This is a genomic window from Arthrobacter sp. K5, from assembly GCF_040448525.1.
Classification (GTDB): domain Bacteria; phylum Actinomycetota; class Actinomycetes; order Actinomycetales; family Micrococcaceae; genus Arthrobacter; species Arthrobacter globiformis.
Genome location: NZ_CP159279.1, coordinates 4,865,166 through 4,879,083, shown reverse-complemented (window position 1 = coordinate 4,879,083; position 13,918 = coordinate 4,865,166). Strand labels below are relative to the sequence as shown.

Annotated in this window: 9 protein-coding genes and 1 pseudogene; 4 read left to right on the top strand and 6 right to left on the bottom strand. The window is 68.2% G+C overall.

Features of this window, described 5'->3' with window-relative positions:
• Window positions 1–49: 49 nt before the first annotated feature.
• The 6 genes and pseudogenes from ABRP34_RS22200 to argC form a co-directional block, all read right to left on the bottom strand.
• Window positions 50–580 (bottom strand): arginine repressor, encoded by a 531-nt coding sequence (locus tag ABRP34_RS22200; protein WP_003798679.1) that lies wholly within the window; start codon window positions 578–580, stop codon window positions 50–52.
• Window positions 581–1,576, bottom strand: coding sequence for an ornithine carbamoyltransferase (gene argF, locus ABRP34_RS22195; RefSeq protein WP_353711798.1), 996 nt, complete (start codon window positions 1,574–1,576; stop codon window positions 581–583).
• Window positions 1,573–2,832, bottom strand: a complete 1,260-nt coding sequence (locus ABRP34_RS22190) for an acetylornithine transaminase (RefSeq protein WP_353713448.1) — start codon at window positions 2,830–2,832, stop codon at window positions 1,573–1,575. The genes argF and ABRP34_RS22190 overlap by 4 nt, the downstream gene beginning before the upstream one ends.
• Before the next feature lie 50 nt (window positions 2,833–2,882).
• Window positions 2,883–3,843, bottom strand: a pseudogene (gene argB, locus ABRP34_RS22185) (acetylglutamate kinase).
• A gap of 30 nt (window positions 3,844–3,873) precedes the next feature.
• On the bottom strand, window positions 3,874–5,040 hold the full coding sequence (gene argJ, locus ABRP34_RS22180) for a bifunctional glutamate N-acetyltransferase/amino-acid acetyltransferase ArgJ (RefSeq protein ID WP_353711797.1): 1,167 nt from the start codon (window positions 5,038–5,040) through the stop codon (window positions 3,874–3,876).
• Window positions 5,037–6,068 carry an N-acetyl-gamma-glutamyl-phosphate reductase gene (gene argC, locus ABRP34_RS22175; RefSeq protein ID WP_353711796.1) on the bottom strand — a complete coding sequence of 344 codons (1,032 nt, stop codon included), beginning with the start codon at window positions 6,066–6,068 and terminating at the stop codon, window positions 5,037–5,039. Before argC ends, argJ begins: the two co-directional genes overlap by 4 nt.
• A gap of 178 nt (window positions 6,069–6,246) precedes the next feature.
• On the opposite strand from argC, the gene ABRP34_RS22170 reads away from it, so the two are divergent.
• The 4 genes from ABRP34_RS22170 to ABRP34_RS22155 all read left to right on the top strand — a co-directional run bounded on the left by ABRP34_RS22170 (window position 6,247) and on the right by ABRP34_RS22155 (window position 13,893).
• Window positions 6,247–7,353, top strand: a complete 1,107-nt coding sequence (locus ABRP34_RS22170; RefSeq protein WP_353711795.1) for an acyl-CoA desaturase — start codon at window positions 6,247–6,249, stop codon at window positions 7,351–7,353.
• Between the two features lie 91 nt (window positions 7,354–7,444).
• On the top strand, window positions 7,445–8,410 hold the full coding sequence (locus tag ABRP34_RS22165; RefSeq protein WP_353711794.1) for a quinone oxidoreductase: 966 nt from the start codon (window positions 7,445–7,447) through the stop codon (window positions 8,408–8,410).
• Between the two features lie 96 nt (window positions 8,411–8,506).
• Window positions 8,507–12,463, top strand: coding sequence for a Pls/PosA family non-ribosomal peptide synthetase (locus ABRP34_RS22160; protein ID WP_353713447.1), 3,957 nt, complete (start codon window positions 8,507–8,509; stop codon window positions 12,461–12,463).
• A gap of 80 nt (window positions 12,464–12,543) precedes the next feature.
• Complete coding sequence (locus ABRP34_RS22155; protein WP_353711793.1) at window positions 12,544–13,893, top strand: M1 family metallopeptidase; 1,350 nt, start codon at window positions 12,544–12,546, stop codon at window positions 13,891–13,893.
• Window positions 13,894–13,918: the final 25 nt, after the last annotated feature.

The window sequence follows — 13,918 nt, the reverse complement described above, 5'->3', positions numbered from 1 at the left end:
TAGTTGTTGTTTCTGTCTTTTGATTGTCTTGAAAGTCAGCGGCCAGGCGCTACTGGCCGGCTTCCTCGGCGAGCTGCAGGAAGCGGGCAGCCAGTTCCGGCCCGCCCAGCGGGTCCCGGGCCACGAGCAGCACGGTGTCGTCCCCGGCGATGGTGCCCAGGATCGAGGGCATTACGGAATGGTCGATGGCAAGCGCGAGGAAGTTCGCCGCGCCCGGCGGGGTCCGGAGCACCACGAGGTTGGCGGATGCCTCGGCCGTGACCAGCAGTTCCCCGCACAGCCGCGCCAGCCTGGCATCCAGGATTTCCTGGCTGACCCCGCTTTTGGCCGCCCGTTCCCCGCCTTCACCGGGAACGGCGTAAACCAGCACGCCTTCCTTGCCCCGGACGCGGACGGCACCAAGCTCCACGAGGTCACGCGACAGCGTGGCCTGGGTAACCTGCACGCCGTCGTCCGCGAGCAGCGCCGCAAGCTCAGCCTGGGAACGCACCGATTCGCCGGTCAGGATCGCGGTGATCCGCGCCTGGCGGGCGGTCTTGGTGGCCGGGCTGGCGCCGGGCGAGGGGGCGGGGACAGACAACTACGCCTGCCCTGCCAGGGGCCGCAGTCCGTCGACGACGGCCAGTCCGGACTGGTGCATGAGCCAGGCCATGAGCCCCTTCTGCGCGTGCAGGCGGTTTTCGGCCTCGTCCCACACGATCGACTGCGGGCCGTCAATCACGCCGGCAGAGATTTCGTAGCCGCGGTAGGCGGGAAGGCAGTGCAGCACCACGGCGTCCGCGGCGGCCTGCGCCAGCGCGGCCTCGTCCACGGAGTATTCACGGAAGAGCTGCATCCGTGCTTCCTTTTCGGCTTCCTGGCCCATGGAGACCCACGTGTCGGTGGCCACGACGTCGGCCCCCTTGAGTGCCTCCGCCGCGTCGGTCGTGATAAGCACGGATCCGCCGGTCTCGGCGGCACGTTCCCGGGCGGCCGCCACGATGCCGTCCGCGGGCAGGTAGCCGTCGGGACCGGCGATGCGGACGTGCATGCCGGCGGTGACGCCTGCCAGGAGGTAGGAGTTGGCCATGTTGTTGGCGGCGTCGCCAAGGTAGGCCATGGTGAGGCCCTTGAGTTCGCCCTTGTGCTCCTTGATGGTCAGCAGGTCGGCCAGCAGCTGGCAGGGGTGGTAGTCGTCGCACAGGGCATTGATGACCGGAACCTTTGAGTTCTCGGCCATGGCGACGAGGCCGGAGTGCGCGCCGGTCCGCCACACGATGGTGGAAACCATGCGCTCGAGCACCTTGGCGGTGTCCTCGACGGATTCCTTGTGGCCGATCTGCGCCTCGCCCGGGTTGATGATCAGGGCGTTGCCGCCCATGTCCGCCACGCCGGTGGCAAAGGAGACCCGGGTCCGGGTGGAGGTCTTGTCGAAGATCACCGCAACGGTCTTGCGGCCGCTGCCTTCGGCGGCGAAAGGCTGGACGCTGTACGGCGCCGCCTTCATGCGGCCCGCGAGTTCCAGGACTTCCGCCTGCTCGGCAGGGCTGAGGTCCGTGTCCTTGAGGAAGTGGCGGATGGTGCCGGTGGAAGTCACTGTGCGTCCTTTGCAGTTTGCAGGATGGCCGGAAGGGCGGCCAGGAAACGGTCCGCCTGCTCGGTGGTCAGGATGAGCGGCGGGGCCAGGCGGATCGTGCGGGGGCCAGGGCTGTTGATGATGAAGCCGGCGTCCAGGGCAGCGGTCACGGCGGCCGGGGCGACGTCGGCATCCAGGTCGAAGCCGATCAGCAGTCCCTCGCCACGCACCTCTGTGACACCGTCGACGGCGGCCAGCGCCTGCCGCACATGCTCACCCACCACGCGGACGTGGTCCATCACCTGCTGGCTTTCGATGGCGTGCAGCGTGGCCAGTGCCGCGGCGGTGGCCACCGGGTTCCCGCCGAAGGTGGTGCCATGCTGCCCGGCGGAGAGCAGCGACGACGTCTTCTCACCGAACGTGACGAGCGCGCCGATGGGGAAACCGCCGCCAAGGCCTTTGGCCAGGGTGATGGCGTCGGGCACGATCCCGGCATCCTCGCTGGCCAGCCACTTGCCCGTGCGTGCGATGCCGGTTTGCACCTCATCGAGGATCAGCAGGGCGCCGGCTTCGGCGGTGAACTCGCGGGCTGCCTTCAGGTAGCCGGCCGGAAGGGGCCGGACGCCTGCCTCGCCCTGGATCGGCTCCAGGAAGACGGCAGCAACGGTGTCGTCCACCGCGTTGCGCAGGGCCTCGATGTCCCCGAACGGAATGTGCTCGACGCCGCCGGGCACCGGCTCGAACGGAGTGCGGTAGGCCTCCTTGGCCGTGAGCGCGAGTGCGCCCATGGTCCGCCCGTGGAATGCGCCTTCAAGCGCGATGATCCGGGTGCGGGGCTTGCCGCCCTCGGCGCCCCCGGCGGGAGACCCCGAGTTCCGGCGGGCCAGCTTGAAGGCGGCCTCGTTGGCCTCGGTGCCCGAGTTGGTGAAGAACACCTTGGAGCCGGCCGGTGCCTTGCTCAGCTCCAGCAGCTTTTCCGCCAGGGCGATCTGCGTGGGGCTGGTGAAGAAGTTGGAGACGTGCCCCAGGGTGGCCAGCTGGCTGGAGATCACCGAGGTCACGAACGGGTGGGCGTGGCCCAGCGCGTTGACGGCGATGCCGCCCAGGAGGTCCAGGTATTCCTTGCCGTCGGCATCCCAGACGAGGCAGCCCGCGCCGCGGACCAGCACCCGCTGGGGCGTGCCGAAGACACCCATCAGCGACGACGAGTAGCGTGCCAGCCACTCAGAGCCGCTGCTGGTGGGGACAATTGTGGTTACGGTGGCCTCCGCAGCGATGGGGGCCCCACTGCGGCCTTCAGCGGAATGGCTCAGTTCAGTGCTGCTCACTATGCGTTCACGTCCTCATCGGGTACGACCTGGGTGCCAATTCCGGCGGTGGTGAAAGTTTCCAGAAGCATCGAGTGGGGCAGGCGGCCGTCCACTATGTGCGCCCGCTCCACTCCCTCGTCGATGGCCTTGAGGCAGGCGGCCATCTTGGGAATCATGCCTGATTCGAGCACTGGGCAGCATGTCCCGCAGCTCGGAGGCCGTCAGGGACGAAATGAGCGAGGACTTGTCCGGCCAGTTGGCGTAGAGGCCTTCGACGTCGGTCAGGATGACCAGCTTCGAGGCGCCCAGGGCGGAGGCCACAGCTGCCGCCGCGGTGTCCGCGTTGACGTTCAGGACCTGGCCGGTGGGCTGGAAGCGCGCCGCGCCGGCCACGCCCTCGCCGGCGTCGGTGATCTCCGGGGCGACGGTGGAGATCACCGGGATCCGGCCGGCGTCGAGAATGTCCACGATGCCGGCGGGGTCCACTCCCACCACTTCGCCCACGAGCCCGAGGTCCACCTGCTCGCCGTCAACCACGGTGCCGGTGCGGACGGCACGCAACAGGCCGCCGTCTTCACCGGACATGCCGACGGCGTAGGGCCCGTGCGAGTTGATCAGGCCTACCAGTTCACGGCCCACCTGGCCGGTGAGGACCATCCGCACCACGTCCATCGCCTCGGGCGTGGTGACGCGCAGGCCGCCCTTGAATTCCGACTCGATGCCGAGCCTGCCCAGCATCGAGTTGATCTGCGGTCCGCCGCCGTGCACCACCACGGGGTGGATGCCGACGTGGTGGAGGAAGACGACGTCCTCGGCGAAGGCACGGCGCAGCTCGTCGTTGACCATGGCGTTGCCGCCGTACTTGATCACCATGGTGGTTCCGGCGAAGCGCTGGATCCACGGCAGGGCTTCGATGAGGGTGCCGGCCTTGGCTTGGGCATCACTCATGGACGTTGACTCGCGGGTCTGGGTGTTCATGCGGCTGGTTCTCCAGGGTTGCTGGCGGATCTAGCTTGAGTAGGCGCTGTTCTCGTGGACGTAGTCGTGCGTGAGGTCGTTGGTCCAGATAGTGGCTTCCGCCCCGCCGGCCTGCAGGTCGATCTCCACGAGCACCTCGCGTGGTTCCAGGTCCACGAGCTTGCGGTCCTGGCCGATGCCGCCGTTCTGGCAGATCTGGACGCCGTTCATGGACACGTTGAGCTGGTCCGGTTCGAACACGGCGTCGGTGGTTCCCACGGCGGAGAGCACCCGGCCCCAGTTGGGGTCCTTGCCGAAGATGGCGGCCTTGAAGAGGTTGGAGCGGGCCACGGCGCGGCTGACGGTTTCCGCGTCGCGTTCCGTGGCAGCGTTGAACGTCCGGATCGCGATGTCGTGGCTGGCACCCTCGGCGTCGCCAATCAGCTTGCGGGCCAGTTCAGCGCAGACCTGGGTGAGGCCCTGGCCGAACGCCTCGGCTGACGGGACTGCCTTGGAAGCGCCGGAGGCGAGCAGCACCACGGTGTCGTTGGTGGACATGCAGCCGTCGGAGTCTGCCCGGTCAAAGGTGACGCGCGTGGCGTCACGGAGGACGACGTCGAGCATTTCCGGCTGCACGTCGGCATCGGTGGTGAGCACCACGAGCATAGTGGCGAGCCCGGGTGCCAGCATGCCGGCACCCTTGGCGATGCCGCCGATGGTGAATTCATTTCCTTCGGCGTCGGCGCCGGTGAAGACGGCCTGCTTGGGCACCGTGTCGGTGGTCATGATGGCAGTGGCCGCTTCGGGACCGCCGTCGGCGCTCAGGGCGGCGGTCGCGGCGTCGATGCCGGGGACGATCTTGTCCATGGGCAGCTGCTCGCCGATCAGGCCGGTGGAACAGACAAAGATATCGGTGGCGGACAAGCCCAGCACCTCGGCCGTTTTCTCGGCCATGGTGTGCGTGTTCTGGAAGCCCTGCGGGCCGGTGCAGGCGTTGGCGCCGCCGGAGTTGAGGATCACAGCGTCAACGCGGCCGTCCGAGACCACCTGGCGCGACCAGTGGACGGGGGCCGCGGCAACCCGGTTGGAGGTGAAGACGGCGGCTGCCGCTTTGGACGGTCCGTCGTTGACCACGAGTGCGAGGTCCGGGTTTCCCGAGGCCTTGAGTCCGGCTGTGACACCGGCGGCACGGAATCCCTTGGGGGCGGTAACGGTCACGGGGCAACTCCCTGCAGGTTAAGGCCGGCGGTCTCCGGCAAGCCAAGGGCAATGTTCATGGACTGCACCGCTCCACCGGCGGTGCCTTTGGTCAGGTTGTCGATGGCGCACGTGACAATGACGCGCCCGACGTGGTGGTCGAACGCCAGCTGCATGGCGGCGTGGTTGGAGCCCTGCACGGACTTGGTGGTGGGCCACTGGCCCTCAGGCAGCAGGTGGACGAACGGCTCGTCGTCATACGCCTCCGCCCAGGCACGGCGAAGTTCCTCGGCGCCGACACCGGGCTTGACGCGTGCGGTGGCGGTGGTGAGGATGCCACGGCTCATGGGTGCCAGGGTGGGCGTGAAGGAAACCGTGACCGGCTCACCGGAGGCGTTGGACAGGCCCTGCTCGATTTCCGGCGTGTGCCGGTGGCCGCCGCCCACGCCATAGGGGCTCATGGAACCCATGACCTCGGCGCCGATGAGGTTTACCTTTGCCGCCTTTCCGGCCCCGGAGGTGCCGGAGGCGGAGACAATGACGACGTCGTTCCCCTCGAGCAGGCCGCCGGCGAACCCGGGTGTGAGGGCGAGCAGCGCCGACGTCGGGTAGCAGCCCGGGACGGCGATCCGGTTGGCGCCCTTGAGTTTCTCGCGCTGGCCCGGCAGCTCTGGCAGACCGTAGGGCCACGTTCCGGCGTGGTCGGAGCCGTAGAACTTTTCCCACGCGGCGGCGTCCTCCAGGCGGTGGTCCGCGCCGGCGTCGATCACCACCGTGCCTTCGGGCAGCTTGGCCGCAATCTCGGCGGACGCACCGTGCGGGAGGGCCAGGAACACGACGTCGTGTCCGGACAGGTTCTCCACGCTGGTGTCCTCGAGAATCCTGCTCGCCAGGCCATGGAGATGCGGCTGCAGTTCGCCTAGTCTGGAACCGGCGTTGCTGTGTGCCGTGATGGCTCCGATGGTGACATCCGGGTGGCCGGCCAGGAGCCGGAGAACTTCGCCGCCGGCGTAGCCGCTGGCGCCGGAAACGGCAACAGAAATAGTCATGAAGACGACTATACAGCAAGACTATGCATAGGTCCCGATATTTATGCATGACTTTCCATGCCGTGAGCCGGTCCGCCGCGATGCTTAGCCACCGTATGATTAACAAAGGGTGATCCAGACCGTGCGCGCCGAATGTCGGCCGCAGCGTTGCCCGTAACAGTTACGAGGCACGCCGTTCATGACGTCCACCATCACTTCCGAGCGCCCGCAGCCCCGGATCAGCCAGCCCAGCAGGGTCCGCCAGGCCAATCCTGTCACACAGAGCTACTCCGACCTGCTCAAGTCCGTGCGCGCAGCCGGACTCCTGGAACGGCGCCAGGGCTTCTACATCACCGTCTTCGCCACGCTGGCTGTCCTGATGGCGGCGGCCTGGTTCGGTTTCGCGCTGATCGGCCAGAGCTGGTTCCAGCTCCTCATCGCCGCAGCGCTCGGCATCATCTGCACGCAGCTGAGCTTCCTGGCCCATGAGGCCGGCCACCGCCAGATATTCGCCTCCCGGCGCGCCAACGACTGGTCAGCACGGATCCTGGCAACATCCGTGGCCGGCGTCAGCTACTCGTGGTGGGAACAGAAACACGGGGCCCACCACAACCACCCCAACGTCATCTCCAAGGACCCGGACATCGCCCCGGGTGCCATCGTCTTCCACCCGGAAGCCGCGGCCGCACGGCAGGGCCGGCTGGCCCTGCTCACGCGCAAGCAGGGCTGGCTTTTCTTCCCCCTGCTCTTCCTTGTGGGTCTCGGCCTGCAGATAGATTCGGTCCGCTTCATTTTCCGGCGCGCCAAGGTCACGCACCGCTGGGTGGAACTGCCCATCCTGCTGGCCCGCCTCAGCATCCTTCCTGTGCTGGCGTTTTCCTTCCTGCCGCTGGGCATGGCTGCCGCCTTCATCGGCGTGCAGCTCGCTGTTTTCGGGTTCTACATGGGTGCGTCCTTCGCGCCCAACCACAAGGGCATGCCGGTCCTTCCGGCTGACAGCCGCGTCGACTTCCTCAGCCGTCAGGTCCTGACATCACGCAACATTTCCGGCGGCCGGTTCATGGATATCCTGCTCGGCGGCCTGAACCGCCAAGTTGAGCACCACCTCTTCCCCGACATGGCCCGGCCCCAGCTGCACAAGGCAACCGCGCTGGTGCGCCAGCACTGCGAAAAACACGGGATTCCCTTCACGGAGACCACGCTGGCGGCGTCGTTCGGAATCATCGTCAGGTACCTCAATGAGGTGGGGCTCGCTGCCGGACGCCACTTCGAATGCCCCATGGCAACGGTCTCCCGCCGCTACTAAGCGGCCGCCCCGACTTCGCCTGCACCGCCCCGGTCCCTAGGATGAGGGGAGGAAGGGTGCCGGAGGTCCCGGCCCGGAAAAGGAGAATTCCATGACGCACGCCATCGTCGCCCGGCAGGCAGGCGGACCCGAGGTTCTGGACTTCACGGAGATCGACCGTCCCGTCCCCGGCCCCGGCCAGCTGCTCATCAAAGTGGCAGCGGCCGGCGTGAACTTCATCGACACCTACCAGCGCGGCGGCATGTACCAAGTGCCTTTTCCCTTCACCCCGGGCTCCGAGGCCGCCGGCACCGTTGAGGAAGTGGGGGAAGGCGTTGAGAACTTCGCAGTCGGCAGCAGGGTCGCCACGGCCGAAGGTTCCAAATGCTATGCCGGCTACACGGTGCTGGATGCAGCGAAGGCCCTTCCGGTGCCTGACGGCCTGGATGACCAGACGGCAGCCGCCCTCCCGCTTCAGGGCATGACGGCGCACTACCTCATCAATTCGTCATTCCGGGTGGAGCCGGGCCACACGGTGCTGACGCATGCGGGCGCAGGCGGCGTTGGCCTGCTGCTGACCCAGCTGCTGAAGGAGCGGGGGGCACGGGTCATCACCACGGTGTCCTCCGATGCCAAGGAGGAACTTGCCCGGGAAGCCGGAGCCGATCACGTGCTGCGCTATCAGGGGTTTCCCCACCACGTCCGCGAGCTGACCGGAGGCAAAGGCGTGGACGTCGTGTATGACGGCGTCGGCCGGAACACCTTTGACGGGTCCATGTCCTGCCTGCGCACGCGCGGATCGCTCGTCCTGTTTGGAGCAGCCTCCGGCGCCGTTGCTCCCGTGGACCCCCAGCGGCTGAATGCCGGCGGCTCGCTGACGCTGACCCGGCCGTCCCTTGCGCACTTCCTTCTCAACGAACAGGAACGCCGCTGGCGGTCCGGGGAGATTTTCGCTGCCGCCGCCAGCGGAAACCTCAAGGTCCGCATCGGCGCCAGTTACCCGTTGGCTGAGGCCCGCCAGGCACACGAGGATCTCGAGGGCCGGCGCACCACCGGCAAGGTTCTGCTGGTTCCGTAGCAAAACAGCCTCGGATGAACACGAAGGAAACGATGTCACCTTCCGTTCATCTTGCCGGGAAAGAATTCAGCCGTGACTGACCCACTCCCGCACACCATGGACACCACCGCTCCCTCCGTCGGCGGACAGGCGGCAGTGCTGTACCCGGTGCAACTGCCGGGCGCTGCCGCCGCCCCGCCGGAGCGGACCCTGGTGGACATCCTCACCGGCACCGCCGCGCGCTTTCCGGATGCTTCCGCGCTCGACGACGGCCGCCGCTCCCTGAGCTACGCCCAGCTCCTGGCGGAGGTCAAGGCCGAGGGCCGGCGGCTCCACCAGGCCGGCCTCGGTGCGGGAGACAAAGTCGGGGTGCGGATTCCCTCGGGCACCAACGAGCTCTACATTGCGATCCTTGCGATCCTGCTGATCGGCGCCGCCTACGTCCCCGTGGACGCGGACGATCCGGACGAACGGGCCAGGCTGGTGTTCACTGAAGCGCGGGTGGCCGGCATCCTGCGGGCCGACGGCGTGATCGTCACGGACCACAAGCGGCCCGTCCCCTTCCCGGCTCCGCGCCCGGCCACCCCCGACGACGATGCCTGGGTCATCTTCACGTCCGGTTCCACCGGGACGCCCAAGGGCGTGGCGGTGCAGCACCGCTCGTCGGCCGCGTTCGTCGACGCGGAAGCCCGCATTTTCCTGCAGGAGGATCCGGTCGGCCCGCAGGACCGTGTGCTCGCGGGACTTTCGGTCGCCTTCGACGCGTCCTGCGAGGAGATGTGGCTGGCCTGGCGCCATGGCGCCTGCCTCGTGCCTGCCCCGCGGGCCCTGGTCCGCACCGGCATGGACCTGGGGCCGTGGCTGATCAACCACGGCATCACGGTGGTCTCCACCGTTCCCACCCTTGCGGCACTGTGGCCGGCCGAGGCCCTCGAGAACGTCCGGCTGCTGATCTTCGGCGGCGAGGCCTGCCCGCCGGAGCTGGCCGAGCGCCTGGCCGTGGACGGCCGTGAGGTGTGGAACACCTACGGACCCACCGAGGCAACGGTCGTGGCCTGCGCGGCTCCCCTGGGCGGTACCGGCCCGGTCAGGATTGGGCTCCCGCTGGACGGCTGGGACCTGGCGGTGGTCGACTCCGACGGCGTCCCGGTGGCCGAGGGCGAGGTCGGCGAGCTCATCATCGGCGGCGTGGGGCTGGCCCGCTACCTCGATCCGCAGAAGGATGCGGAGAAGTACGCCCCCATGCCCTCACTCGGGTGGGGGCGCGCCTACCGCTCCGGCGACCTGGTCCGGTTCGAGCACGCCGGCCTGATCTTCATGGGCCGCGCCGACGAGCAGGTCAAGCTTGGCGGCCGCCGGATCGAACTCGGTGAGATCGACGCTGCCCTGCAGTCACTCCCGGGCATTGCGGGCGCCGCCGCTGCCGTACGCACGACGGCGGCCGGCAACCAGGTCCTCGTGGGCTACCTGGCTGCCGCCGGCGGCACGGACACCGCACTGGACCTGGCCGCGTTCCGGGAGCTGCTGTCCGCCACGCTGCCCGCTCCCCTCATCCCGATGCTGACCGTCGTCGACACGCTGCCCACCAAGACCAGCGGCAAAGTCGACCGGCATGCGCTGCCATGGCCCCTGCCGGGTGCCGGCGCGGCGGCCGCGGACGCCGCGCCGCTGAACGTGCCCGAGGATGCCCAGTGGATCGTTGACCAGTGGCAGGCAGTCCTTGGCAGCAGCGTCGACGGCCTCGACGCGGACTTCTTTGCCCACGGTGGCGGGTCGCTGGCCGCGGCGCAGCTCGTCTCCGCGCTCCGGGTCCGCTACCCCACCATCACCGTGGCCGATATCTACGCCACCCCGCGGATCGGCGCGCTGATAGAGGTGGCCCGCCAATCCCTGCCCGACGGCGTCTCCGCCGGTCCGGCCCCGGAACGGCCGGTCCGCCCCACGGCCCTGAAGTCGCAGGTCTTCCAGACCCTCATGGGCATACCGCTGCACATTCTGGCGGGCATGCGCTGGCTGACCTATCTGATGGCCGCCAACAACGTCCTGTTCACGTTCGCCGGGTTCACCGCCGCACCCACCGTGTCGTGGTGGTGGGTGGCAGCGTCCTGGCTGGTCTTTGTCAGCCCGCCCGGACGGATGGCCATCTCTGTTGCCGCCGCCCGCCTCCTGCTTCGCAACGTGCAGCCCGGGACCTACCCGCGCGCAGGCAAGGTGCATTTACGCCTCTGGCTGGCCGAACAGATCCAGGACCTGGCCGGCGCCGTCAGCCTCGCCAGCGCACCTTGGGTGCCGTACTACGCCAGGGCCCTCGGCGCCAGGATCGGAAGCAATATCCATTTGCACTCCCTTCCCCCGGTGACCGGCTTCCTCACCCTGGGCCGCGGCTGCAACATCGAACCCGAGGTGGATCTGTCCGGGTGGTGGATCGACGGTGACATCGTCCGGATCGGCCACGTCCACGTCGGGGCGGACGCCACCGTAGGCGCCCGCAGCACCCTGATGCCCGGGGCCAGCATCGGCGCCGGCGGCCAGGTGGAACCGGGCTCCGCCGTGCTGGGCAAAGTCAAGGCCGGCCAGTTGGTGGCCGGGTCCCCGGCAGAACGGCGGGGCAAAGCCAAGCAGGACTGGCCCGCGGGCCAGCCGGTCAGTTCCGTTCTGGGGCACCTCTGGTTCACGGCCTTCGCTGCCGCGTCCGCTGTCCTCGCCCTGATTCCCTACGCTTCGGCCGTGGCCGCAGCCCTGGTGGTCTTCCTGTTCATCAGGGGAAACGACTCGCTGCTCCATGCCCTGCCGCAGGTGCTGGCGTCGCTCCCGCTCGCAGCTTTGACCTGGTTCCTCACCAATATGCTGCTGATCCTGGTCACCACCAGGCTCCTGGGCGTCGGCCTGAAGGAGGGTTACTACCGGGTCCGCAGCCGCGTCGGCTGGCAGGTCTGGGCCACCGAGCGGGTGCTGGACATGGCACGGGACCTCCTGTTCCCGATATACGCCAGCCTGTTCACGCCGGTCTGGCTGAGGCTGCTGGGGGCGAAGGTCGGAAAGAATGTCGAGGCCTCCACCGTCCTGCTGCTGCCGCGCATGACCACGGTCGGCGAGGGCGCGTTCCTCGCCGACGACACCATGGTGGCTTCGTACGAGCTCGGCGGCGGATGGATGCACATCGCACCCGCGAAAATCGGAAAGCGCTCCTTCCTTGGCAACTCCGGGATGACCGCCGCCGGGCGCAGCGTGCCAAAGAACTCCCTGGTCGCAGTCCTCTCGGCGACGCCAGGCAAGGCCAAGTCCGGCACGTCCTGGCTGGGCAGCCCTCCGGTCAGGCTGCGGCGTACGGCGGTGGCCTCCGACAGCACCCGCACTTTCCAGCCCCCGGCCAGGCTCAAGGTGGCCAGAAGCCTCTGGGAACTGTGCCGGTTCGTGCCGGTGGCCCTGACGGTGGGCCTGGCCCTTGGCGTGCTGCTCGTCCTCGACTGGCTCGCCAGCGCCCTCGGCTACGGTCCGGCAGCGGCCCTCGGAGGCGTGGTCCTGCTGCTGGCGGGCGGGGTGGCGGCAGGCTTCTCCGTCGCGGCCAAGTGGTTGCTCGTGGGCAGGATCAGGACGGGCGAACACCCCCTGTGGAGCTCCTTCATCTGGCGCAACGAGGTGGTGGACACCTTCATCGAAATGGTGAGTGCCCCGTGGTTCGCCCGGTCAGCCAGCGGCACCCCGGCCCTCGTCTGGTGGCTGCGTGCCCTTGGTGCCAAAATCGGCCGGGGAACATGGTGTGAAAGTTATTGGCTTCCCGAGGCAGACCTCGTGACCCTCGGCGCCAGCTCCACGGTCAACCGCGGCTGCGTCGTCCAGACCCACCTCTTCCACGACCGCATCATGAGCATCGACACTGTTAGTCTCGAAGACGGGGCGACGATGGGCCCGCACGGCGTGATTCTGCCGCAGGCGAGGATTGGCAAGGGCGGGACCGTTGGCCCGGCGTCCCTGGTGATGCGCGGCGAGACCGTTCCGGCCGGGACGTACTGGATGGGCAATCCGGTCAGCCCGTGGACCGGGCCCGCCGTTCCCGCACCCCGCCTGAAATAAGCGCCGCCTGACTTGAACACCGCATGGCATGAAACACCGCCGGGAGCGGCCACACCACAGCTAAGGAAGTCACACGCAGAATGAGCTCCGGAGATTCGCCCGGCCCGGCCGCCGTCCTCTCCGCCGGCGCCAAGGCCACCGGCGACCCCTACGTCCCGGGACACGGAACGGATGCCTACCGCGTCCTGCACTATGACCTGGAGCTGGACTACAGGCTCGCCAGCAACCGGCTGACCGGCCGCGCCGTACTGGCCGCGGTGGCGGCACGCCGCACGTCCGCCGTCGTACTCGATATGACCGGCCTCCGTGCCCTGAAAATCCACCTGAACGGGGTCCGCGTACGGAAGTTCACGCAGCGGGCGGAACAGCTCGTAGTGCACTGCGAACAACCCCTCGAGGCGGGCTCCGAATTCAGCCTGGAGATCCGCTACGACGGCAATCCGCAGCCGCGGCGGGGGCTGTGGGGTGAGGTGGGCTGGGAGGAGCTCGCCGACGGCGTTCTGGTGGCCGGCCAGCCCAACGGGGCGCCATCCTGGTTCCCCTGCAACGACCACCCGCGGAACAAGGCCAGCTACCGCATCACCGTTACCACTGACGCCGGCTACCGCGCCGTGTGCAACGGGCTCCTCGTGGGGCAGGCCGTGAGGTCAAGCCGCCAGACCTGGGTCTATGAGCAGCGTGAGCCGATGGCGACGTATCTGGCGACCATCCAGATCGGCCGGTACGGTCTGGTGAGCCTGCCGGACTCGGCCGGCGTGCCCCAGTTCGTTGCGGCTCCGGCGCATCTGGTGGCCCGGGCGGAGACGGCGCTGGCCCGGCAGGAAACCATGATGAGCACCTTTGTGAGCCGCTTCGGCCCGTATCCCTTCCCGGAATACACGGTGGTGGTCACCGCCGATGCGCTGGAAATTCCGCTCGAGGCCCAGTCGCTGTCCATCCTGGGCCGCAACCACCTTGATACGGGGTGGGAATCACAGCGCCTGATCGCCCACGAACTGGCCCACCAGTGGTTCGGGAACTCGCTGACGCTGGGTACGTGGAGCGACATCTGGCTGCACGAGGGGTTCGCCTGTTATGCGGAGTGGATCTGGTCCGAGGAGGCCGGCGTGATGCCCGCCCACGCGCGGGCCCTGGCTGCCTGGCAGCGGCTAGATGCTGGCGCTCAGGACCTTCTGGTGGGTGATCCCGGACCCGAGCTGATGTTCGACGACCGGGTCTACAAACGCGGAGCACTTGCCCTGCACGCGCTGCGCCGCCGCTGCGGCGACCTCGCCTTTTTCGCGCTGCTGCAGGAGTGGACCCGCACCCATGCCCACAGTTCCGTGTCGACGCCCGATTTTATCCTCACCGCGGACCGTATCACGGGACTGGACTCGGAATCGCTGCTACACCCCTGGCTCTACGAAGAAGCCCTGCCAGCGCTGCCGTGAATTGTTTGCGGAATTCTGTTTTCCG